We start from the raw sequence: 24,036 nt of genomic DNA on the forward strand, positions 1-24,036 counted from the left end.
GCTTTTCAGATTTTTGATATGATTGAATCAATTTCTTCAACTACAGGCACCTCACGCAAAGGCATTTCTTCTGTTATGGCCACTAATCTTAATTTGTACATAACAAATGGCATTTGCCTTCCTCCCAGTGATCCCCATAGATGATTTATCTGTTCAAAAGTGAGCGTATATAATTCGAGCGTAAACCTCAGATCTGTAACATTATCATTACTAAAATCTATAGACCCCCCTAAAACGGAAGATGATGATGAGAAAGAATTTTTGCCCTGCAAAAATTGTATAATATATGATAACCTTTTTAAAGCCAATGGGTAATCATTACCCGAATAATTGCTAACGAATAAAACATAAAGATTGAGATAGACAGGTGGATTTTGATAAATACCTTTATTATTAATGAATGGCCTTTTTAAAGCAGGTTGATTTTTTAAAGTGCTTTCTTCTTCAATATTTACCAATGAAATAACTATATTGTTGGTAAGACTTTCTCCATTTGATGTTTCAAACAGGCCAATATTATCCAGAATTACGTTAACTGACGCATCTTTTAAATTAATGTAGGAATTCAATTCATCTCTAAGCAATATAAGAGTTGTATCGATCATAGTTTTAAATTGACCATATTATTTAGTCAGGAAGAAAAATAACCTTCCTTAAAATATTCTAAAATATTGAAGAAAATCGCGGTAGCTTGCACTATAAGAATAGCAAATTCTGTTTTCTAATTATTGATCTATCGCCGTTTATAAAGAGTACGGAAATAAGATTGTTTTCCTCTGCTGAGGATTAAAATTTATTTTTCTTTAGAGGACTAAGAAAAAAATATCTTAGCTAATTAGCACGAATAATATCAGGTTACATTGCGGAAAAATTTGAAGGAATAGCATTTTTATAAAAAAAAATTATTTTGTTTAACGAATATCTTTGATCATCTTCTTTAAGATTTTTTCTAATTTTCTTTTTGTCTCCGGTGTCACACTATCAGAATTAAGAAATTGAGGGGATGCAATTTCCGCAAGGATAAGTTGCTTTATTGTTGTTTCATTTTTTGCTGCATCAAAACATTCATAAAATAATTCAAGCTCATCCGGGGTACATTTATTTTCGAGGTAACGTTCGAATAATATTTCTATTTTTTTTGATAAATCCATTATCTTTTGTGTTAGATTAATATAAGAAAGAGCGTTAAAAAAAACATACAGATCATCTCGAATGTTGTTTTAACTGCAAAATGTTTAAGAGACAGCTTACTTGTTAAAATTTTAAAACTATGGATATTGAATCCTACGGTTAAAAAAGGCGGGAATTTAGACAACCATCAACTATAAAAATAATAAAATACCCTAATCTTCGGTCAACTTGAAAATTTCTGCAGACTGCAGAATATAATTACAATACGACGTAAAAATGAATTCCTCTGCTTGGATCTTTAATTTTTAAAATAACAGTCAACTAATCAGAACTTTTATAAGTAATTCAATAACTTTTATAAAAGAATTACATTATTGCCTTCCTAACAATATGGTTTTTATGAAGCGATTTGCTTTTACAATATGATCGCTAATAGTAGAACATGACACTCCCAACTGCAGACTAATTTGTTCGTAAGACTTACATTCAATTTTGCAAAGCTTAAAAATAAGTTTTCTTCTGGGGGGTAATAGTTCAATAGCATCGTATAACATTTCATAAGATTTTTCGTTAGTAACTTCTTGCTCCGTTGTGCTATAATGAATTGAATTAAGATTTACTCTCTAAACAGCTTTTCATTCCTTTTTACAGTGCGGAAATAATCGTAACATTTATTGGTGGCAATGCAAAATATATAAGAACAAAATGATTTTTCCAACTTTAGTTTACTTCTATTATTCCAAACTGTAACGAATACATCCTGCAAAATCTCTTCGGCAATTACTTCCGACTTTAAAAGTCTGCACAACCTGCAATAAATTCGTTCGCCGAGAAACCGGTACATTTTTTCAAATGCTACTTCATTACCTTTGGATAACTCTAAGAGCGTTTCCTTTTCATCGAATACAGTATTGCTTGGCATTGCCTTTGGGGATTTGGAGGTGATTAAAAATTTTAGGATATCTTTTTTTAAAGAGCAGAAGATTCTACAAAGCGCCATTTCTGATAAAAATGCATAAACATGCAGCTAAAATTAAATAGCTGATGCAACCGTCGTCTCGCGGATTGCTATCATGAACACTGGATTTTTACTAGTTCTTGATAAAGAAAGCTTTTCTCTTGATAAGTGGATCTTCGGAAGTCACATAATAATTCGTACAAAAATTCCTGAGTCTTTATCTTCCCGGACGTTAGAATATACAAGATACTTCTAATAATTATATATTAAAAAAAAATTTGACTCCGCCATCTAAAGTTCGCTCAGATGAACGGCTCATGATTTGCAGAAATGTAATATTTTATGTGTGTTGCTCAGTGTTTTTTGTGCTTGTCATACATAAAGAAATATCGGCCTTTAGTTGCCCGAATAATCATAAAGAAATAGGCAAAATTTATTCACTGTTCTATGGGAAATAATATCCTTCTTGGCCAACGCTGGCAAAAATTTTAATTGAAATAAAAAAGCCACTTAAAGTTTTAAAACTTGTAAGTGGCTTTTCTTTTGTGGGAGCACACGGGTTCGAACCGCGGACCCTCTGCTTGTAAGGCAGATGCTCTAAACCAACTGAGCTATGCTCCCTTATTTTGGGAGTGCAAATATAGGAGATGAATTGGAATTTGGAAAATTAAAATCGAATTTTATTAAAATCAATTTTTCGAAATAGAAATGCAGTGTTTGCAGCCCCTTTTAACTTTGCAGTGAAAAGGATGGCTTCGTATCAGGAACCGGTATTTTAACCTTGCGACCACTCATCTTCAAATCAATATACTTGGCTAAAGGCCCCACAAGAAACAAGGCATAAAACGGCGCATAAATAAAACTATTTAAGCGTAACACAAATTCAACCAATGCCACCAATATCACCACCAAAATCCTGCCTTTCCTTGTAGACACAGAAGTGGGCGGATCCGTAATCATGAAAAATATGAACAACTGATACATCGGGCCGGTAAGCGGAGAGACCTCAGCCAGGAAAGTATCGCCCACAATAAGGCTACGCACATAAGCCAGCACAATAAAACTGATAACATAGGTGATAGTAACGTGGAATCTTTTCGCGCGGTAAACGATTGCAAATCCCAAAATCCAGATAACAATCAATCCAATAAAATTGCTTCCCCATTGTATGCTTAACCCAGCCACATCCAGCGGCGCCATAAATAACATCCAGGAAATGCCAAAGTTGGAGGGATTCCACAAATGCCTTCCCTTATATCTTAATACATATTTGGACATAATGGAGAGCACTGCAGTTATGATGTAAGGCCACATCATTGTAGAACGAATCAAAATACCTACACTTATACCGGTAATGTAGGCACTGGCAAAACTTTTCATTTTGCCCAAAAGCAATTTTGATAACACTATTTCGGTAATTATTGCGGTGCAAATTGAAACAACTATATAGATGTAATTGTCGAGCATTTGAAAACTCAACTGCCCGATAAAGAGAAGTAGTGTAATAAAAGCAGGAGGTACGTATTGGAAATAACCTTTCGGGCGATCAACAATCCAGGGCATATTGATAATTTTTTTTAGTTTAGTCTGATGGCAGTCTGTGCACGGCCAGGCTCCTTTATTGTTATTAATTTATCTATTTCCGGGTTGGAAATAATTGATTTTTTCCCAGTAGGCCAATAAATAACTGCCTTTTCTATTTTACTATCTTTTCCAATTCCAAAATGAAGGCGGTGCTGATTTTGAGATGAAAAACCCATACCTGCAGTTACAATTTGGGCCTGCTTTTTACCGTCCCATTCCAATTCAACTTTTGCACCGATAGCATCTGCATTACTTTCAGAACCTTCCAACTCAAATTCTACCCAGTGGTTGCCATTCTGAAGTTCATTTTTGTACACAAGAGGAATATCATTTTGATTGGCTACTATTACATCCAGTTTTCCTGTATTAAATAAATCGGCCATGGCAACAGCCCTGCTGTCATGAGTTACGTAAGGACAAACTTTATTAGAAACGTCCTCGAAAGAACCATCACCACGGTTGAGCCAAATTTTATTTTGTTCATACCCCGATTGGCTTTTCCCATTCATATCAGGCCAGTTTAATGCGTCTTCAATAATAGTGCTGTTTCCCCCGGTTACTTTTGAATAATCATACCAATAAGAGGTTCCTTTTTTACCTGAAATAAAACCATTGGCTACATACAAATCCATAAAGCCATCATTATTTAAATCGCCAAACTGAGCGCCATAGCTCCACCCGGCATTATTAATTCCTGAAAGCTGCGCCAGGTTTACAAATCGCGGATATGGATTTTGATTTTGGTTTGATTGAGGTTCCCAGTAATTATTATCCTGGATCAAAATACCTTCTTCAGTAATAGTTGTGTTATACACGCCAATGATCCCTTTATTATTAATGTCTCCAAATGATACGGACATACCGCTTTTCGGAATATTGCCAATGCCTGATTGCCTGCCGATTTCAGAGAATTTTTTTCCCTTTTCATTTATATACAACTCATTTACATTGTAGTCATTTGCAATAAACAAATCGGGAAAACCATCACCGTTAAAATCAGTGGCTGCTGCTGCCAATGTCCATTTAGTGGAAGTTAGGCCATACTCAACAGTTACGTCTTTAAACTTTCCATTGCCCAAATTTTCCATCAGAAAATTTCTTCCACCGTTATTGGCATACCTGAAGCTTTCGGGCATAATCTTCGTTGTAGACAATTTAGATAAATTAAATTTTTCATCATAATATCCTCCAATAAACAGATCGAGAAGGCCGTCGTTATTAAAGTCAAACCAAATGGCGCTGTTTGCATTAACCCAGTCGGGCAAGCCACTTCCCTGCGTCACGTTTTTAAATCCGGTGCCTTTTTCATTATGAAACAATTCAGGCTTTCCCCATTTATATAAAAACAAATCACGGTATCCGTCGTTATCATAATCTGCCCAAACTGCGCCCATCGAAACTCCGGTGCCTTTTTGATTTACGTCCGCAATACCCAAAGCCGGCGCCACATCTTCAAATTTTCCATTGTGAAGATTGCGGTAAAGAACATTTTCGGTCCCCTCACGGCTGTTCGTAAAATAAATGTCGGGCCAACCATCTTTATCAAAATCAACAATAGAAACTGAAGCGCCCATGGAGGCAATCTGTGCTTCGATGTTTTTTACTTTAGGATCAATTTGCGGGCATAGATGCCGAAAGTTAATGCCCGCCGTATTATTGATTGGTTCCAAAAAAAAGCCGTATTCTTTTAATGCGACATTTCTTTTGTTTGCTTCATCGGAGCTGAAGGATCGCCTGCGGGATGAAAGCGCTGTCCCTATCAGCAGCCCTGCAAATATGATTACAGTTAGTACTTTAGGTATTTTTTTTTGCCAATTCATGTAGAGTAGGAAAGCCGTACCGGCCTTATATTTAATTATTCTCAAAATCGAAAGCAAGTTAAAAAATAAATTGGGTATTCAATCGGTAAAAGGACATAATCGTTAATTTTACGACTTCGATTTTTCATTTACTTTACCCAATTGCCGATATGGTCTCCCTGATTCAAATCCGAAAGTTTCGTTTTAACCCCCTCGCCTCTCTTTTAATATTTTTGATTTTAGTGCTGGTGGTTGCAGGCTGTGTCAGCAAAACAAAAGAGCCTGCCAAAATTGGAAATGGCAACCCGAAAGATCTGGCGCTGCAATACCTTTCGCAAAATCAACTGGATGAAGCTGAAGCTGCATTTCAGCAAGCTATCAAACAAGACCCGCACGACACCTCCAGCTATGTAGGCCTTACGCGGCTTTATCTCTTGCGCCAAAATTATGATGACGCAGAAAGCCTCGCCAAAAAAGGCCTCGAACTCAGTCCCGGAAACGAAGATTTAAAACTTTTGCTGGCCAAAATTTATACGCTTAAAAATGAAATGGACAAGGCATCCACCTTACTGAAAGAATTAATTGAAAAAAATGGCAGGGATGTAATGGCTTATTATATGCTGGCCGAATTAGATTCAGGCAACCTTCCTTCGCAGAAAATTTATTTATTGAAAGTGCAGCAATTGGCGCCGGCTAATATTGTGCCTCTAATAGTATTGAGCGAGCTTTTTGCCCAAACCGGTAACACGGATTCGTCCTTGTATTATTTACAAAGCGTAAAAAAAATCGCTCCGGCTTTCTCGGGTGCCGCTGATATAGCCTATAAAAAATCGCTTGCCGCATTACAATCAAACCAACCACAACAGGCAATTGCTTTGTTGAAGCAATTTCATGAGTTAATGAAAATTTCACCTGAATATGGAACCGGTTTAGATGAAATTGAGATTCCGAAAATGGTGGCGGGATATTTCGATTTTGATACCAATATAAAAGTTTCGGCATTTGACAGCAGTTCCAATAACCAATCGGTTGCTAACAATTCTTTTAAAGCGCCACTATCTTTTAAATTAATTGAAGGCATTCCAGGTTCAGGCGTAAAGGCAAATTTTGATATAACCAATAGCGTGATGGCAGTTGCCGATTATGATGTACAGGCAAATATGTATGTCTATTCAAGCTATGTGGCCAATGGCAGCAATACTTCCACGCCATTTTTATCCGTTAATCAAAGCGGCACTTTTAAAGAATGTACCGTCACTGGCGGAATTGAGCATAAGGGAAAAGATATGGATGCCACTTTTGCTGATTTTGATAATGATGGCTACCAGGATCTTTTTATTGCCACCACCAATGGAATATTGGTTTTTAAAAACCGGGGCGATGGCAGCTTTGAAAAGATAACAGAAAATATAGGGTTGAATAACTCCAATAATGTAACCACACTTTTATTTGGCGATTTTGACCAGGATGGTGATTTGGATTTATTGACCGGCACAAAAAGCGGAAAAATGTTTTTCAGAAATAATGGTGATGGCACTTTTACTGAAAACGCTGCTGCAATGAATCTTTCACAAGATAAAAATCCGGTCACCCATCTGGATTTTGGAGATTGGGACAATGATGGTGATATCGATATTTTCGCTTTGGAAGAAAATGGAACAATCCATTTAATTAACAATAACAGGCATTCAAATTTTAGCGACGTAAGCGCTAACGCAGGCTTGTCAAACCCGGCGTATAAAGGCACCGCCATGGGTATCGGCGACTACAACAATGATGGAGCGCTTGATATTTTGATAGCCGGAGGTGAACACGGAAAATGCTTTCTTCTTAAAAGTGAATCCGGACAATTTGTTGCAGATGAGGCCGCGTCATCACAGCTAAGCAACTATTTGCAGGGTGTCAAAATTTATGATATCAGTTTTGTAGATTATGATAACGACGGCCACCAGGATATCGCCATAGCAGGCGTAAATTCAAATACCAACCAGCAGGGCGTAAAATTGTTTCATAATGATGAAGTAAAAGGATTTTCTGATGCATCTTCTCTCCTTCCGCCTCAGTTGCTGCAGGCGAATAAGCTGGCATTGGCAGATTTTAATTTTGATGGCGACAGGGATATTTTCTTTTCCGCAACTACTGGTATTGAATTGGCCAGGAACGACGGCGGCAACTTCAACAATTTTGTACAGGTTCAATTAACAGGGCTTTCATTCGGAAGCAGTAAAAATAACCGTACTGGTGTTGGCGCGCAGGTAGAGCTGAAAGCCGGCGATTTATACCAGGTAAAAACGGTGAAAGGCCCACTCGTAGAATTTGGTGTGGGCTCAAGAACGAAATTAGATGCATTGCGGATTATATGGCCCAATGGCGTTCCGCAAACGATAGTCGATCCTACACGGAAGCAACGGGCGCTCGAACAGGCACAGCTTAAAGGCTCCTGCCCTTATCTATTTACGTGGGACGGAAAGCAATTTGTTTTTTTGAAAGACATGCTTTGGCGAAGCGCGCTCGGCATGCCGGTCGCCATCAATGGAAAAGATACTACGTATGCATATAAGGAGCCTTCAAAAGAATGGCTGCTGATACCCGGTGAAAAATTAAAACCGCGCAATGGGCTTTATACTTTAAAAGTAAGTGAAGAACTTTGGGAAGCCGTTTATTTTGATAAAGCCTCTTTGGTAGCCATTGATCATCCGGATTCAATTGACACCTATGTGGACGAAAAATTTGTAGCGCCACCTTATCCCGGCAAAAAGATTTACCAGGTGGCAAATGCACAATTACCTGTTTCTGCTGTAGATGAAAAGGGAAATAATGTATTACCCAAATTGGAAAAATACGATTTCAATTATGTTTCTAATTTTTCTTTAACCAAATTCCAGGGCGTGGCCGAAGAGCACGATTTGATATTAGACCTTGGCAAAAATGTGGATCAAAATAATCTAATGCTCTATATGAGAGGCTGGATTTTTCCTCCTGACGCCAGCATCAATACTGCATTGACACAAACCGATACATATAAAATTCAATCTCCGTCGCTGCAGGTGATGAACAAAGAAGGCAAATGGCAAACGGTAATAAAAGATATCGGTTACCCGATGGGAAGAGATAAAATGGTGATTGTTGATCTCCGTAATAAATTTTTGACGCCGGACGATAGGCGTATTCGTATTCGCACTACAATGCAGATTTATTGGGACCAAATTTTCTTTTCTACCGGAAAAACAAATGCACCTGTGAAAAGTACAGAATTAAAAATGGTTAATGCAATCCTGGACTTCCGCGGCTATTCTGAATCTTACAGAAAAGGTGGCCCTTTTGGCCCTGAATGGGTGGATTATTACAACACATCGAAAGGACAAAAATGGCGCGACCTCACCGGATATTATACCCGGTATGGAAATGTTTTGCCTTTATTGCAAGAGGCAGATGATGAATATATTATTTGCAACGGCGGTGACGAGGTAACGATGGATTTTGACGCGGGTAAACTGCCTCCACTTCCCAAAGGATGGAAACGCGATTTTCTTATCTACAGTGAAGGATGGGTGAAGGATGGCGATCTAAATACAGCGCATGGCCAAACCGTTGCCCCGCTTCCTTTTCATGCAATGCCTTCTTATCCTTATGGCAAAAATGCAGCGTATCCAAATGATAAAAGGCACCGTGAATACCAGCAAAAATATAATACGAGAGAAGTGACTACTGACGATTTCAAAAACGCAATCAGGTTAGGGGCTTATCAAAATCGTGAGTAGTAAAAGAAAGAATTGGACGGTTAAAGTTTGCTACACGTTTATTGCTGCAGCGTCGTCTCCTTTTTTATATTATCATTTAATAATTGAATGCAGTAAAGCAATATATAATACAATTTTTATTTTTAAGATTATCGGCCAAAAGATAAATCTTATACCATCTGCATTTACGGCATTTCTTATATTTAAAAGCAGTTTTCAATGCCCGCTCTGCAAATACTCTTTCAGAATGGCCGTTTTAGGATAGTTAAAGATTTCATCAGGTGTACCCTGCTCTATTATTTCGCCGAAATACATAAACACAATATGATCGGCCAAACGCCGCGCCTGCCGCAATATATGAGTCACCACAATCAATGTGTAATCGTTTTTGAGATCTAAAAATTTCTCTTCAATCTTTCTGCTTGAGATAGGATCAAGCGCTGATGTGGGCTCATCGGCTAAGATAATTTCCGGATCTACCGCCAATCCTCTTGCAAGGCAAAGCCTTTGCTGCTGCCCGATAGATAATCTTCCCACCGGCGAATGAAGCCTGTCTTTCACTTCTTCCCAGAGACCTGCGCCCCTGAGATTATATTCTACGCTTTTGCTCAACAGTTTTTTATCCTTCACTCCCTTTATCTTCAGCCCATAAGTAACATTGTTGTAGACCGACATGGGTAACGGAAAAGGTTTTTGCGACAGCAATCCCATCTTTTGCCTGAGTTGTGCAATATCGTGCTTAGGCTGAAAAATATCTTCCCCATCTATCAGCACTTCGCCACTCACTTGCAATTGTGGGTAGAGATCGGTCAGCCGGTTCAAACATTTGAGCAACGTGGTTTTTCCGCAACCTGATGGCCCGAGCAATACCGTTATTTTATTGCGTGGTAACTCAAGATTAATATTTTTTAAAATCGGCGCAGTGCCCGCGTTTACATTCAGGTTCCTAATATTGATTATGGTATCTGTCATTTGCAACATAAGTTTTATATGATATTTTTCTTAAACTTTTTGATGGCCAGCCGCGACACAATGCTAATGGCCAAAATAATTCCTGTCAGGATCAGCGCGGCAGCATAAGCCCTTTCTTTCACTTCAGGAATGGAGGAACTTAGCTGAAAGAATATTGCCAATGGTAATGTAGCCGTAGGATCCTGCAAAGTTTGTGGTATGTGATCGGTATAGCCGGCGGTAAATAAAACAGAGGCTGCATCGCCGATGCCGCGGCCAAATGCCAACAATAAGGCAGTGATAAATCCCGGCAATGCCTGGCGGAAAAATACGCCGAAGGCGGTGCGTGTGCGTGAAGCTCCCAACGAATACGAAGCCTCCAGCAATCCCTGCGGAATAGTTCGTAGCACTTCATCGAACGCACGAATAAATATCGGTACAATAAATAAGGTTACCGTGATGATGCCCGCAAGCAATGACGCACGTAACTGAAAATAGGTCATGAGCGCAAAGCCAAATGCGCCAAACACAATGGAAGGCACGCCCCATAACGCATCCAGCAAAAAACGCAGCATGTTTACCCGGCGCTTATTTCGCATCCAGTGTACATTCATTCCCAATGCTATGGGCAGGCCGATAAGCACGGCCAGGGACGTAGCGCCAAAAGCAAGATAAAGCGAGCCAATAATCGCATTTAATATGCCACCGCCTTTGCCAAAATAAAAACCGCCCTGCGGTTCCTGTGAGATCATTTCCCATGAAAGGGCATACCATCCTTTCTGAACAATCACCATCAGTATTAAAGCGAAAACCAAAATGATGCTGAAAGTAACGATGCGCATTAACCAGAGAAAAATTTGTTCTTCTAATTTCTTTTTGTTTTTCATTTTGAAATAATATTATCAGCTAACTGTTCCTGTTAACGAGCAAGTTGGTAAGTGCATTGAATAAAATGATGATCATAAACAATAATAACGCAGACAGCATCAGCGCTGCATCATACAAAGGCACTGACATCATATCTCCATAATTATTGGCAATGAGCGCAGGCAAGGGATAAGCCGGCTGAAACACATTTTGCGGTACCTGCACTACGTTGCCTACCACCATCAGCACGGCAATTGTTTCACCCAACGCTTTGGAGATGCCCAGGCTGAGCGCTGCAATAATACCTGTTTTTCCTTCGCGTAGTAAAATCCATTTGATCGTTTGCCAGTAACCGGCGCCCAGCGAGAGCGACGCTTCTTTTAATTCAATGGGAATGCTACGAAAGACTTCTACCAGCATGTTCAGCATATAAGGCACGGCCATAATGGCTAACACAATTCCGCCCGACAAAAGGCAATAGCCCGTGGTAGAAAAACCGAATGCCGGCGCAATATATTCACTCACCAATGGCACCACTACCAATACGCCCCATGCGCCATACACTACTGATGGTATTCCGGCCAGCACGTCTATTACAAAATACATAACCTGTGTAAGCCATTTGGGCGCGTATTGTGTGAGATAAATAGCCGCCAGCAAACACACAGGCGCCGACAAAATAAAAGACAACAACGTCACCCACAACGACCCGACGATGAATGCGTAAAAGCCAAACTTGCCTTCCATCGGCGACCATTCAGCAGAGGTAACCAGGCTGCCAAAAGAATAAGTTTGAAACAATGGCAGCGACTTCAATACCAGCCCCAGCCCTATTGCCAATGGCAATAACAACAGGCAAAGCATTGCTATAACCATCCAGGTGTTGGATAAGCGATCCATCCACTTCGGGGGCAAAGTGAAAAACGTTGTCATCTTGTTTGCCGGTTGATTAATGGTTAGTGATTATTTTAATTTATCTAATTGCTGCTGTATTTTATCAGCAGGCAAGGGCACATAACCAGCAGCTTTTACATATTGTTGCCCGTCGGTAAGCACCCATTTCAGGAAATTTATCACGGCCGAGTCAGCGGGTTTTCCTTTGGTAAGAAAATACAGATCTCGTGCAGGCGGCGAAGGATAACGCCCGTCAGCAATGGCTTTCAGCAGACTGTCAGCGTTATCGTAAAAGTTTTCCTGCGGATCTATTTGCCGGTTATTATTTACATCTATCGGCACCACATCGATGCCAGGCCTTTTCTTACCTGTGGTAATGTCATACGCATAAGCAATATTGTTAAACCCAATGCCATATTGATCTTTGGCTACTGCATCAGCAAGGCCGGGGTCGCCATAAATACCCGTGCCTTTTATGTTGTCCTGCCTGCCATCAAAATACGCAGCCCATGTGTCGGCAGCGCCCGCTGCATCGGAACGCGTGTACACGATGATCTTATTTTTATCGGGCTTGTCAAGCAGGCTGCCCCAGTCAATATCTTTTCCCGAAAAATAAATTTGCTTCAACTGATCATGCGTAAGCCCCTTGCGGTGTATAATATCTGCCAGAGGATTTTTTGCGCTGAACGTGGGTAGCACCGCATCTTTGGCCACGGCAAAAAGAACAATGTCTTTTTGTTCTTCCACTGGTGTTAATGCGCGGGAGAACATGGCAAGATCGGCCGCTCCGGCCAGCACATCCGTAAGTCCTTTGCCGGCGCCACCTGCCGACACATCAAAGCGCGCATCGGGATGTAATTTTTTATATTCCTCTGTCCATTTTACTCCCAGCGGATATAAGGCAAATGCGCCGCTTATGGTAACACTTTTAGATTTGCCGCTGTTGCACGCAATAAAATTCAGGGAAAGAGAAAAAAATAAAATTCCTGTTATGATTTTTTTTATTTTCATATTAATGAATTTGGTTTTTAGAAAAATGGATTAATGTTTTTTGTAAAAATTGATGGAATGATAAAGGGTTAAGCGCGCAATGTCGCTCTGGTAATATTGCCTGCCCGAACTGCGCTCCTGGAAATAATTCATATAGCCAAGCTCCACCTGGAAATGATTACTGAGGCCGTAGTTCAACGCTACATACGCCCGGTTTTGATCGAAAGTATTGTTCACAACAGAGCGACCCAGGTTCAGCATGATTTCATCAGCAACTTTTGCATTTAATGCGCCTGCAGCATTGGCTTTTTTTACAATTGGATATTGTAATTGCAACTGGTATCGAAACCGGCTTTTGAAATTGTATCCATCAGTAAGTTTGTTGTTGGTGCTGTTGCGTGTCCACCGTTCTTCCAACTTAAAACGATGACTGATGCTTAAATCCGCAGCATCCTGTTTGTAATCTAACTCCAGGTGCGGCCTTAATTCGGGAACCGTAATTGTTGAAAAGACCGATGGATCAGCAGGATTGGTAGAAGTGTAATAAGCAAATCCCACTCCGGCACTCCATCCAGCTCCCAGTTTGTAGGTTACTGTAACGCGCGGCAACACCCAATTCGCCTGCCGGTTGTTTTTAAAGAATCTCCGGTCATCTATTTCTAGGTTGATTTCTGATTTCGGGGAAAGTTGGTATTTCCCATAATAGCGAAGCCAGTATTGGCTTTGATGTGTTATTTGTTTTTGCGCCTGTAATGGCGTTGTTAAGCCTATCGCGGCGAACGCCACGAGACCCGAGTACCTATTTATTATGTACATTTGTATGAGTTTAACGTGAAGAATATTTATATTCGGATCAAAGGGAAATAGTTGCTGCTATTTCCCTTATTTTTTTATCAGTTCAATCAACATTCCGGCAGTCCTCCGGCGGGTGCATTAAGAAATAAATATTGCATCAGAGATATTCGGTATAGCCAATTGAGCTGGCCGGTGAAAAAATTAAAAGAGATTTTATTTCAATCAGGCATTTAGATTCTATCGCATTCGTAAATAACAATAGCGGAATCGTAGAACGAATGAGTTCATTATCGAAACACAACATCGCATCCTATATCTGATTATCTGAAGAGTCATAAAGTATATGCTTGTGATTAATTATCTAATTAATCTGTGCAAATATATAAGGAATTTTATTAGTCTACCAAATTAGTAGGATAATATTTTTTTTGTTCTAAATTTATTTTGCGAACCCATATTCAAACATGCCATAGAGATTATGATTTTCTTTCTGAGAAAAACATCAAAACAAGTATTAAAGTAATAGAATTAAAACGATGCAACTGTATGATGATAGATGTTTTTTGCATTTGGATCCAAAAGGCCGGCGATATTGAAAGGTTTAATCCTTTCCTTAATCAAACAGGTAAAATTTTTTATTTCATCAACAGAAGGCGCTTTAGCCGAAAGAATCTTCAGTAAATCATTATAAGAATCATAAATCATTTTAGTGATTTGCAGATCATCGGCATTCAAAAAATAACCGGGCGGTTGATTTTTAATCCGTCTTTGCTCATGAGCTATCGTAGCAGCAAAGTATAACATTGACCATGCATTGAATAGCTCAAAATAAGGCATCGTCTCATAGCAGCCAGCAATCAGGCAATCTGCTAATTTTATTTCAGTGAAAATTTTTTGTTCATAATTTTTTAAGTGGCCATAAAATAATTCATTGTTGCCCCAATGTTGATGTATAATTTCAATTAATTTTTCAATGCCAGAAAGTGAATGCGCAATGCCGGAACTAAACAGCGGGTCAACAAAGCCAACTGTATTGGGAAGCGCCGCCCATCCTTCGCCAAAAGCATTGTTCATTTTTCTTTGCAGCCTTCCCGTCCTAATTATTTTCCCAGGTTGAGGATGCAGGACAGCATCCTGTAGCATTTTTTTTAATTCCGGATATTTTTCCAACTTATTTTTCCAGATTTTTTCAGCAGCTAAATCTTGCTCATTTTTTTTACTGCCATTCAACACAAAACCAACGCTGGTGCGCTCGTCATTGAACCGCAGCATCCACATCCAACCTTCATCCAAAATATGGTGCAAAGCTGACCAATCAGGATTGTACGGATAATCAGCCACGGGAATATTTTTTTCTTTCAATATTCCCGTCCAGTGAGGAACATCATTAAAATGTGAAAAGACAGCAAAAGAACTGGTGAGAAAATCATCTGAAGATGATTCAATTCCCAATAATTTTTCCGCCAAAAAACCGCTTCCAGTGGCATCAATAAAAAAGGAAGCATGAATCATCCCGTTGTTATCCAACTTACTTATTTGCAATTCCCATTCACCATTTTTTCTTGTTGCTTTTGTGATTTCGGTAAGATCGAAGTAATCTATTCCGCTCTCTTTTACCTTCTCCGCCAGGAAAGAATCCACATCACTGCGAAGCCAGTTGGTGTCGGATTCCATGTCGCTGATGCTTGCAGCAACCAGCAATTCATTGGTATGGTTTTCATCAGTAGTAAAATCTTTGCCTGGATAATGTTTAAAAAAACTAAATCCTCTTTTAATACCGCAAATAATTTCCGGATGCGATTTTTGCCAGCTTCCATACCGCGAAAAATCATGAAGCCAGGGCAAATCAAATTTTACAGAAAGGCTTCTTAAAATCATATCTGCCACCGGCGTAGAAGATTCACCGATTGCAAAGCGAGGATGTTTTCCTTTTTCCAGTAAAGCAATTTTTAAGCCTTTTTTTTGTAAGGCCAAAGCCATAAGTGAGCCTCCAAAACCGGCCCCTGCAATAACAATATCATAATGATTGCGTTTTTTTTGCGACATAATCAGGAGCAGTTACAGTTTATTTTTGGTAAAATTTTTTGGGTAAAATTCATTTCCTCCAATCGTAGTTTTCTTTTCTCAAAACAGGTATTACACCTGGCAAGAAAGCCAATATCCCATATATCAGCAAACACCCTTCCTTTTTTTAAAGCAAGCGCCTTTTCCATCACCTGTTCCAATGATGCTAAGGTAGGAGCGACGTAATCTCCACTTTTTTCCAATTCTTCCATTATTCCATTGCCCTTACGGGTCGGAATGATGGAACAGCAACCGACGCCGCAGTCGAATGCAAAATCGATGGTCTTCAACGCCCACTCCACATTTTCATCCTGCCCGGTCAGAAACGGAGGATTAAGAAGAACAAACGCACGCATTTGAATATTATGCTGTTGCAAAAATGTGGCAGCTTTTTTAAAATCCGTAACAGTCAACCTTTTATTGAGCCTTGGCAAAACGTTGGGATGAATCGTTTCAAGCCCCATAGCTATTTCAAGTTTTCCATCTATTCGCCCGTTAAAGTCAACACAGGATGACCCGCAAAGATTGGGATGATTTTCTACAATAACTTTTTTGAAGGAGCTTACGCGTTCGATGATTCCGGGATAATCCGATAAAGGAACCGCTTTACTATCAAAGAAATTACTGCTGTTGTATAATTTTATAATATCGGCCGGTGGCAATCTTTTCAGTGCATAATCTATTTGCTTTAAAATTGCGCCCGGAGGTGTGGCTGAGGTAAGTGTATTTTTCCAAAGGTCACACATCAGGCATTTAAAGGAGCATTCTTTTCCTGTAAGAAAAACCGTATTTACCTTTCTCAAAATTCCATTTTCATCAATTTCCTGTTCATGTAGGAAATGGTAAGGGATTTCAGCGTTTATGTGATTTCTTTCCTGGCGAAATGTTACGATATCAAAATCATCAGGCATAAAGCGAGTTAAAATAAGTCCGGTATTCCATGGCGTTGCCCGCAAAAATTTGTTTGAAAGTATTGTCATCCACTACGCCATGTTGAAAACGTCTTTTTTCAAATACAGGCATATCGAAACCGGTAATAATCTTTATGCCTCTTTTTACAATTTCTCCTTTAAGGGCATACAGGTTTTCTTCTTTCCAATCTGTAAGGTCGATAAATGGAATTCCTTCCGATACCTCAATAACATTGGGCAATGCATAAGGGCTAAAATCTTTAAACTTTAATTTTTGAAGCGGCGCATAAGAGCGAACATGGCCACGGCTTTGGCCGCCGGTGTAAGTAAGAGAATGCTTGATTTTATCAACGCCCCATCCCTCCTGGTAGAGCATGGTATTGTTTAATACACTCCTGATTGTTAATTCTGTATTTTCTTCAATAGGGTAATCCTTCAGATTTTCATCGCCGCCTTCGCCATCGGCTAAGTACTTCCATTCGGGATATAGGCTGCGAATTTCTTTACACAGCGCCAGTATCATGGTGGCAGACTCGATATCAAGTGATTTATAATCCTCCACTACTTTGATGGCTTCTTTATAATCAACTGCTGATTCGGGCACATTTATCACCTCAAGAAAAAGCGACAATCCTAATTTGTCGAGGAATTCGTGCGCTTGTTCTGCATCGGGGCCATTATTTATTGAAAGTGTAAACGCTTTTAATCGCTGAGGGGAAAGACCCATTTTCAACATTAAATGGTAGAGCACCAAAAAGACCGAGCCACTATCAATTCCCCCGGAAAACAGCACTCCTATGGGTTCCGTTTTTGGAATTGTCCTGAGCCATTTTTCACATTCGCCGGCCAGCGCTCCAATATATCGCTTTCCTATTTCATCCAGGTCGGTAGTTAGCTGGTTTCTTTGCGGAGCAAAAAATCGCGTGTAAACCGGGTTTGGGTCAGGACAGCCAATCACTTCAAGCCTCACTACAAAATGAGCAGGCACCATCCTTGTATAAGACGGATGAAATTGAGAATGGAGGTTTTTTGTTTTTAAAAATTCATAAATTTCATCCATGCGCTCGGACACAATCAGCAACGGGCCGGCCGTTTGCTTAGCCAAAAAGTAGCGCATGGGTCTGCCGATGGAACGAGCCATAAATACTTCCTGGCCAACTTTTTCCACAATTGCAAATTGCCCGTCGATGGCACGAACGCGCGCAGGATCACCGGACGTAATTGCAGCCGAAACCTCTTCCGGCGTCATATTAAAAATGATATTTTTATCATAATCCAGCAGGTTTACAAAATTCTGCACCGTTTTGTTTTCAGTACTCATTTAAATTGTATTTGATAGTCGGAAAAAAAGTTTGAAGTTGGATTGCAAGTTATTAAAAAAACACTTTGTTATTTGCATTACACCAGGATGGTTGCTGCTGCTTTGTTAAATTCATAAGCCGTGGATAGAAACTTCAACTGAAAACAGTAAGCAAATAAATATTAAACATTTTTATTTTGCCAAATAATCTTAATTTTAAGCAGTGGGCATCAGGTATGCAATAAAAATATTATAAGCAACGTTAACTTTTATGATTAATCTATTTAATCTTTACAGAGTCCGAACAATTGTAATTATAAATTAATTAAATACTTTTGTCCTATTGAAAAAAATTTTTTACATAATCATTTTTACTTTCGGTTTACAAGCAAGCAGCAATGCTCAGGCGAAACATGTTGCCGCAGATGCCGTAAAAACTGTTAAGTTTTATCCCAATCCGGCGTCAAGCTTCATCAATTTTGAGTTTGCCGATAATTATAATGATTCCTATACCATCGTTATATTCAATTTTATTGGTAAAAAAGTAGAAGATTTAAAAGTTACCGACCAAAAAATTACGGTTTCCCTCACCAATTTTTACCGGGGCGTATATGTTTTCCAGCTTCGCGATAAGCAGGGAAATATCATTGAGTCCGGCAAATTCCAGGTGGTTAAATAATTTGATTTAACATTTTCCTCATTCTTTCTGATCTCATTGTGTCATTTTGTCTAATTTTTATAGTTGGCAAAAATTTTGACTTAGTACCTTTGCAGCTTATTTTAATTAACGGATTAAAACAAACACCATGCACGAAAAGGAAGTGAAAAATCAAGCAGAACATGATGAATTGCCAGTTGATACAAACGAAGAAGCTAATCCTGTGTACCAAGAGGAAAATCTCCAACCGCAGGAAGAAAATGTTGAATCAGACGGAAACGAAACGGAAAAAATAAAAGCTGAATTATCAGAACAAAAAGATAAATACATACGGCTTTTTGCTGAGTTTGATAATTACAAAAGAAGAACATCAAGAGAAGCAATGGAATTGAGGCAAACCGCAGGCAAAGAGATAATCATTTCTATGTTAGACATTTTAGACGACATGGATCGTGCGGAACAACAATTAAAAGAAAGCAATGTAGATGCTGCCATATCCGACGGTGTGCTTCTTGTATTTGATAAATTCAGAAAAACGCTTCAATCCAGGGGTTTAAAGCCAATTGAAACTCTGCATTCAGACTTTGATGTAGAGAAAGATGAAGCTGTTTCAGAGATTGAGGTGCCTGATAAAAAATTAAAAGGAAAAGTAGTTGCCGAATTGCAAAAAGGCTACATGCTGAATGATAAATTAATCCGGTTTGCCAAAGTGGTGGTAGGGAAATAAAACACTGCAACTAAATAATTTTTAAAACTGTAAATGCTTTGAGGAGGTAGTTTACAACAAATATTATGACGAATACAATGTCTTCAAAAAGAGATTATTATGAAGTTCTGGGGGTGAGCAAAAACTCAACCGCTGATGAGATTAAAAAGGCCTACCGAAAGGTGGCAATGAAATATCATCCCGACAGGAACCCGGGAGACCATTCTGCAGAAGAAAAATTCAAGGAAGCGGCAGAAGCATATGAAATATTAAGCGATTCAGACAAGCGGGCACAATATGACCGTTTTGGCCACAATGCTTTTGGGCCAGGCAGAGGCGGCGGTGGATTTTCAGGACAGGGAATGAATATGGATGATATTTTCAGCCAGTTTGGTGATATTTTCGGCGATGACATGTTTGGAGGATTTTTCAGCGGAGGCTCACGCAGCGGCGGCGGAAGAAGAAGTCATGGTACCAGGGGCACCAATTTGAGAGTGAGAATCAAAGTAAATTATGAAGAGATTGCAAAAGGAACTTCCAAAACGATTAAGGTAAAAAAATATATCAGGTGTACCAATTGCGGTGGTTCGGGAGCAAAAGATAAAAATAGCTCGCAGACTTGTAAAACCTGTGGAGGCAATGGCCAGGTGCGTCGCGTTCAAAATACTTTTTTAGGACAGATGCAAACAGTTACCACCTGCCCTGATTGTAATGGCGAAGGTTCAGTTATTACCAGTAAGTGTACAGCCTGCAGAGGCGAAGGCAGAGTGTATGGCGAAGAAACTGTTACGCTCGATATTCCGGCTGGCGTACAGGAAGGCATGCAGCTAAGCATGAGCGGTAAAGGCAATGTTGGAGAAAGAGGCGGCGGCCCGGGCGACCTTGTTATTCTTATAGAAGAAGAACCACATCCATACCTGCATCGTGAGGGGCTGAATGTGGGCCATGATTTATATCTTTCATTTACCGATGTGGTATTCGGAACGCAGATAGAAGTGCCTACGATTGATGGCCGGGCTAAAATAAAAATACCACCAGGAACCCAAAGTGGTAAAATCTTCAGGTTAAAAGGAAAAGGATTTCCGTCTGTAAACAGTTATGAAAAAGGAGATCAATTGATCCAGGTTAATGTTTGGACACCACAAAATATTTCTGAAACTGAAAAGGCCACACTTGAAAGTCTGCAAGACAGTGAGAATTTTAAGCCTAAGCCTGACAAAAACGATAAAACTTTTTGGGAAAAGATAAAGGAAACGTTTAGCTAAAGCCTCTTTCCATAGTAAACCGGCAAATAACCTATTTTATTTTTAAACAAATGCCACAGTTTCAATGCTGTGGCAATTTTTTTTATAAAGGTTTGGTGTAATTACCTTTGAACATTATTTTATTTCGAGCGAAAGCACCTGGTCATTTTCCAAAAATCCTTCAAAAACATCTCCTACTATACATTCGCCAACGCCTGCCGGGGTTCCTGTATAAATTAAGTCGCCGATATTGATTGAAAAGAAATTGGAGATATTTGAAACAATCTGGTCAATAGAAAAAATCATTTCAGAAGAATTGACCTTTTGCACCAGTTCTTTATTTTTCAAAAGAGAAAAGTTGATATTTTTTTTATTGAGAGCAGGCGTTATATCTACAAATTTGCCGACGGCAGCAGAATTATCAAAAGCTTTTGCCTTCTCCCAGGGAAGACCCTTTTCTTTCAATTGCTGTTGAATATCTCTGGCAGTAAAATCAATACCCACAGAAATAGCATTATAGTAGTTAGAAGCATGCTTTTCCTGGATGTATTTTCCATTTTTACTGATACGGACCACCAGTTCGGCTTCAAAATTTAATTCGTTTGTAAACTCCGGATAGTAGAACGGAGTATGGCCCTGCACGAGCGCGCTTTTTGGTTTCATAAAGATAATGGGTTCATCCGGAACACCGTTCCCCATCTCCTGTGCATGCTTGGCATAATTACGCCCTATACAAAATATTTTCATGTCAATCGAGGTTTAGTCAGGGCTTTCTTAAGGGTTGTGCGAAAATATAAAAAACAAATTTAAAAAAGAATTTATCTAATTTCAATTGGTATTAAAAATTTTAAAAGGTCAAATGATTTATTTCACTCATCGTACGGTCAATTCCGGTGGTTGCAAACATTTCAATAATCTCTGTGCATTTTTCAATTTTAGCTTTCACAATGGGAACCTCTTCTTTTGTCCACCGGCTTAATACAAATTCAACCTGCCTGCCCCTGGTAAATTGATTGCCAATGCCGAACCGGAGTTTTGGAAATTCATCTGTTCCCAAAATTGCCTGGATATCGCGCAATCCATTATGCCCCGCATCACTACCTTTTTTCCGTAGCCGCAATTTGCTCAGCGGAAGTGCTAAATCGTCCACCACTGTCAAAGAATTCTGCAATTCAATTTTTTCTTTATCCAACCAATACTTCACCGCTCTGCCACTCAGATTCATAAACGTGGTTGGTTTAATACAAACGAATATTTTTCCCTTAAATTTTATTTCAGCCACATCTGCAAGCCTTGACGGCTGAAAAAAAACATTATGTTTCAAAGCAAAGGCGTTCAACACATCAAAACCAATATTGTGCCTTGTATTTATATATTCATTTCCAGGATTTCCTAACCCGGCTATTAAAAACTTCGACATAATAACGAAGATAATTGGATTGAAGTATTTTAAAACCGGGGGCGAAAATTTATTTCCGGATTTATAATTATAAACCGGATTTTTATTCATGCCGTCGTTTTGCCTTCACGTTCGTAAATCTACGAAATTATTTTTCGTTAATATACTTTATTGCGTTAGATTTTATTTTCATAAAAAGCAACTGTTTTTTAAACAAACAATTATAACTCAAAATCATACTTTATCAAAATCAAGAGTAATCTTTATTATTTTATAAATAAAATCATGCCATGAGGCAGAGCGACCAAAAAAATCTTTACGTAAAAATGCGACAAGAAAATGGTAATTTTCCGATAAATGAGTATTTCTACATTCAAAAAAAAGAGTATTTCTTCTCTTTTAATTGAAAACAAAATCATTGTAATTCACATTGCTTCTATCGTTCAATTTTATTTTGCTTTTAGTAATTCCCCCGGCAGTGAAAGAACAAATAAGCTAATTCTTTATTTAGGTAAGTGGATATCCGGTTTTTTTATTATCGCTTTATAAAGCAACTTTTACCAAGAATATGAAATTTTATTTTTATTGAATAAAGCGCTAAAACCCAAAAATTCAATAGCTTTAAAGCGAATTTTAATTTTCAATTCCATTAAAACTAAAGATTGCGATATGTCAAACTCAAGAAGAAATTTTATTAAACAAACAGCCCTCACCACAGCCGGAGTTTACCTGGGCGCCAATGCCTTCAGCGCTAAGAGTTACAGAAAAATTATAGGTGCAAATGATCGCGTACGCGTCGGCGTAATCGGTTTTTCTGACAGGCACAGAAGTTCTCATGCGCCCTCATTCATGAACCATTATAAAAATCTGAATTTTGACCTGGTGGCTGTTTCTGATATCTGGAGCAAGCGACGAGAACAGGGCGTTGCATTTTGGAAGGCAAAAATGAATCATGACATCGTGGCCTGCCGGAACAATGAAGAAATGTATGATAAAAAACTGGCTGATGCTGTATTTATCAGCACTTCTGATTTTCAACATGCCACGCATTGCATAGAAGCGGTAAAAGCCGGATGCGATGTATATTGCGAAAAGCCTTTTGCCGAAACAATGGAAGATAACCGTGCGGCATTGAAAGCAGTAAAGGAAACCGGAAAAATTGTTCAAATCGGTTCACAAAGAAGAAGCGGCGCCAATTACCAGTCAGCCGCGGATTTTATTCAATCCGGAAAATTTGGCCCTATAAAAATGGTGGAGCTTACCTGGAATGTAAACCAACCCGGCCGCTGGCGCAGGCCTGATTTGGTAGCGCAGTTAAAACAGGAAGATACAGATTGGAAACGATGGCTGATTAACAGGCCTTTTGAAGAATTTGATCCAAGAAAATACCTTGAATATCGTTTATTTTGGCCTTACTCTTCAGGACTTCCAGGCCAATGGATGAGCCACCAGATAGATACTGTGCATTGGTTCAGCGGATTAAAACACCCGCGCAGTGCAGTAGCCAACGGAGGCATTTACATGTGGAAAGACGGAAGGAGAAATTGGGATACATTAACCGCCGTATTTGATTACGGCCCTGAAGATGATCCCACCACCGGGTTCCAGGTATCTTTTGCTTCGCGAATGGACAACGGAACTGAAGATCCGGCAGAAATTTACTACTCAAACGGAGGAGAATTAAATCTTATCACCAACAAAATTTCGCCGAATGGTGGCCTCACCAAAAAACATGCAGAGGCAATGAACATGCAGCCGAATTTGTTACCTGAGATGAGCCTTACCCAAACAGAAAAAGTTGTTGCCTCGGCAAACACAGGTGGGGATTCTTTAACGGACAATCATGTCAGAAACTGGATGGAATGTGTCCGCAGCCGTAAACAGCCAAATGCCCCTGTAGAGGCTGGCTACAGTCATTCTATCGCAAATATTATGACAACAGCTGCCTCGCATACAGGTATGAGAGCAACCTTCGATGAAGCTACCCAGGAAGTGATGGTTGGCGGGAAAGCCTTTAAGTATTAATTTTTTACTAATAAACTGAT

21 protein-coding genes and 1 tRNA gene are annotated in these 24,036 nt (G+C 39.3%); 5 read left to right on the forward strand and 17 right to left on the reverse strand.

All coding sequences use genetic code 11. The features are described from left to right. Nucleotides 1–5: 5 nt before the first annotated feature. The 7 genes from EFY79_RS17725 to EFY79_RS17755 form a co-directional block, all read right to left on the reverse strand. Nucleotides 6–605, reverse strand: coding sequence for a DUF4255 domain-containing protein (locus EFY79_RS17725; RefSeq protein ID WP_123122081.1), 600 nt, complete (start codon nt 603–605; stop codon nt 6–8). Nucleotides 606–911: 306 nt separating this feature from the next. Further along, nucleotides 912–1,151, reverse strand: coding sequence for a hypothetical protein (locus EFY79_RS17730; RefSeq protein WP_123122082.1), 240 nt, complete (start codon nt 1,149–1,151; stop codon nt 912–914). A gap of 351 nt (nt 1,152–1,502) precedes the next feature. Next, nucleotides 1,503–1,736 (reverse strand): sigma-70 family RNA polymerase sigma factor, encoded by a 234-nt coding sequence (locus EFY79_RS22050; RefSeq protein ID WP_394338874.1) that lies wholly within the window; start codon nt 1,734–1,736, stop codon nt 1,503–1,505. Nucleotides 1,737–1,747: 11 nt separating this feature from the next. Beyond that, nucleotides 1,748–2,053: an RNA polymerase sigma factor gene (locus EFY79_RS17740; protein ID WP_158605243.1), complete on the reverse strand. Its 306-nt coding sequence runs from the start codon at nt 2,051–2,053 to the stop codon at nt 1,748–1,750. Nucleotides 2,054–2,635: 582 nt separating this feature from the next. Next, a tRNA-Val gene (locus tag EFY79_RS17745) sits at nt 2,636–2,710 on the reverse strand. Nucleotides 2,711–2,818: 108 nt separating this feature from the next. Next, nucleotides 2,819–3,652, reverse strand: coding sequence for an RnfABCDGE type electron transport complex subunit D (locus tag EFY79_RS17750; protein ID WP_123122085.1), 834 nt, complete (start codon nt 3,650–3,652; stop codon nt 2,819–2,821). 14 nt (nt 3,653–3,666) lie between these two features. After that, nucleotides 3,667–5,493, reverse strand: a complete 1,827-nt coding sequence (locus EFY79_RS17755; RefSeq protein ID WP_148041967.1) for a CRTAC1 family protein — start codon at nt 5,491–5,493, stop codon at nt 3,667–3,669. 149 nt (nt 5,494–5,642) lie between these two features. Between EFY79_RS17755 and EFY79_RS17760 the strand changes: the two genes are divergently transcribed. Continuing rightward, nucleotides 5,643–9,233: a CRTAC1 family protein gene (locus tag EFY79_RS17760; RefSeq protein WP_123122087.1), complete on the forward strand. Its 3,591-nt coding sequence runs from the start codon at nt 5,643–5,645 to the stop codon at nt 9,231–9,233. Nucleotides 9,234–9,428: 195 nt separating this feature from the next. On the opposite strand, the gene EFY79_RS17765 is transcribed toward EFY79_RS17760, so the two are convergent. The 8 genes from EFY79_RS17765 to EFY79_RS17800 all read right to left on the reverse strand — a co-directional run bounded on the left by EFY79_RS17765 (nt 9,429) and on the right by EFY79_RS17800 (nt 18,005). After that, nucleotides 9,429–10,184 (reverse strand): phosphate ABC transporter ATP-binding protein, encoded by a 756-nt coding sequence (locus EFY79_RS17765; protein ID WP_123122088.1) that lies wholly within the window; start codon nt 10,182–10,184, stop codon nt 9,429–9,431. 14 nt (nt 10,185–10,198) lie between these two features. Then, nucleotides 10,199–11,050, reverse strand: coding sequence for a PstA family ABC transporter permease (locus EFY79_RS17770; protein ID WP_123122089.1), 852 nt, complete (start codon nt 11,048–11,050; stop codon nt 10,199–10,201). Nucleotides 11,051–11,069: 19 nt separating this feature from the next. Then, on the reverse strand, nt 11,070–11,963 hold the full coding sequence (gene pstC / locus EFY79_RS17775; protein ID WP_199727571.1) for a phosphate ABC transporter permease subunit PstC: 894 nt from the start codon (nt 11,961–11,963) through the stop codon (nt 11,070–11,072). Nucleotides 11,964–11,993: 30 nt separating this feature from the next. Next, nucleotides 11,994–12,935: a PstS family phosphate ABC transporter substrate-binding protein gene (locus EFY79_RS17780; protein WP_123122090.1), complete on the reverse strand. Its 942-nt coding sequence runs from the start codon at nt 12,933–12,935 to the stop codon at nt 11,994–11,996. Between the two features lie 30 nt (nt 12,936–12,965). Beyond that, entirely contained in the window at nt 12,966–13,730 is a 765-nt protein-coding gene (locus EFY79_RS17785) for a DUF2490 domain-containing protein (RefSeq protein WP_123122091.1), read from the reverse strand. A gap of 507 nt (nt 13,731–14,237) precedes the next feature. Further along, on the reverse strand, nt 14,238–15,755 hold the full coding sequence (locus tag EFY79_RS17790) for an NAD(P)/FAD-dependent oxidoreductase (RefSeq protein ID WP_123122092.1): 1,518 nt from the start codon (nt 15,753–15,755) through the stop codon (nt 14,238–14,240). 2 nt (nt 15,756–15,757) lie between these two features. After that, entirely contained in the window at nt 15,758–16,684 is a 927-nt protein-coding gene (locus EFY79_RS17795) for a radical SAM protein (RefSeq protein ID WP_123122093.1), read from the reverse strand. Further along, nucleotides 16,677–18,005 (reverse strand): asparagine synthase-related protein, encoded by a 1,329-nt coding sequence (locus EFY79_RS17800; RefSeq protein ID WP_123122094.1) that lies wholly within the window; start codon nt 18,003–18,005, stop codon nt 16,677–16,679. The genes EFY79_RS17795 and EFY79_RS17800 overlap by 8 nt, the downstream gene beginning before the upstream one ends. 322 nt (nt 18,006–18,327) lie before the next feature. On the opposite strand from EFY79_RS17800, the gene EFY79_RS17805 reads away from it, so the two are divergent. From EFY79_RS17805 to dnaJ, 3 genes are all read left to right on the forward strand, one after another. After that, on the forward strand, nt 18,328–18,663 hold the full coding sequence (locus EFY79_RS17805; RefSeq protein WP_123122095.1) for a T9SS type A sorting domain-containing protein: 336 nt from the start codon (nt 18,328–18,330) through the stop codon (nt 18,661–18,663). A 127-nt stretch (nt 18,664–18,790) separates the two neighbouring features. Further along, complete coding sequence (locus tag EFY79_RS17810; RefSeq protein ID WP_123122096.1) at nt 18,791–19,369, forward strand: nucleotide exchange factor GrpE; 579 nt, start codon at nt 18,791–18,793, stop codon at nt 19,367–19,369. Nucleotides 19,370–19,446: 77 nt separating this feature from the next. Continuing rightward, on the forward strand, nt 19,447–20,613 hold the full coding sequence (dnaJ, locus tag EFY79_RS17815) for a molecular chaperone DnaJ (protein WP_123122097.1): 1,167 nt from the start codon (nt 19,447–19,449) through the stop codon (nt 20,611–20,613). A gap of 114 nt (nt 20,614–20,727) precedes the next feature. On the opposite strand, the gene EFY79_RS17820 is transcribed toward dnaJ, so the two are convergent. Together EFY79_RS17820 and pth are read right to left on the reverse strand one after the other, a co-directional pair. Further along, nucleotides 20,728–21,339 (reverse strand): fumarylacetoacetate hydrolase family protein, encoded by a 612-nt coding sequence (locus EFY79_RS17820; RefSeq protein ID WP_123122098.1) that lies wholly within the window; start codon nt 21,337–21,339, stop codon nt 20,728–20,730. A 100-nt stretch (nt 21,340–21,439) separates the two neighbouring features. Continuing rightward, entirely contained in the window at nt 21,440–22,102 is a 663-nt protein-coding gene (pth, locus tag EFY79_RS17825; protein ID WP_233578046.1) for an aminoacyl-tRNA hydrolase, read from the reverse strand. 558 nt (nt 22,103–22,660) lie between these two features. Here pth and EFY79_RS17835 point away from each other — a divergent pair. Further along, entirely contained in the window at nt 22,661–24,016 is a 1,356-nt protein-coding gene (locus tag EFY79_RS17835) for a Gfo/Idh/MocA family protein (RefSeq protein WP_123122100.1), read from the forward strand. Nucleotides 24,017–24,036 lie beyond the last annotated feature (20 nt).

Source organism: Hanamia caeni (assembly GCF_003721595.1).
Lineage (GTDB): Bacteria > Bacteroidota > Bacteroidia > Chitinophagales > Chitinophagaceae > Ginsengibacter > Ginsengibacter caeni.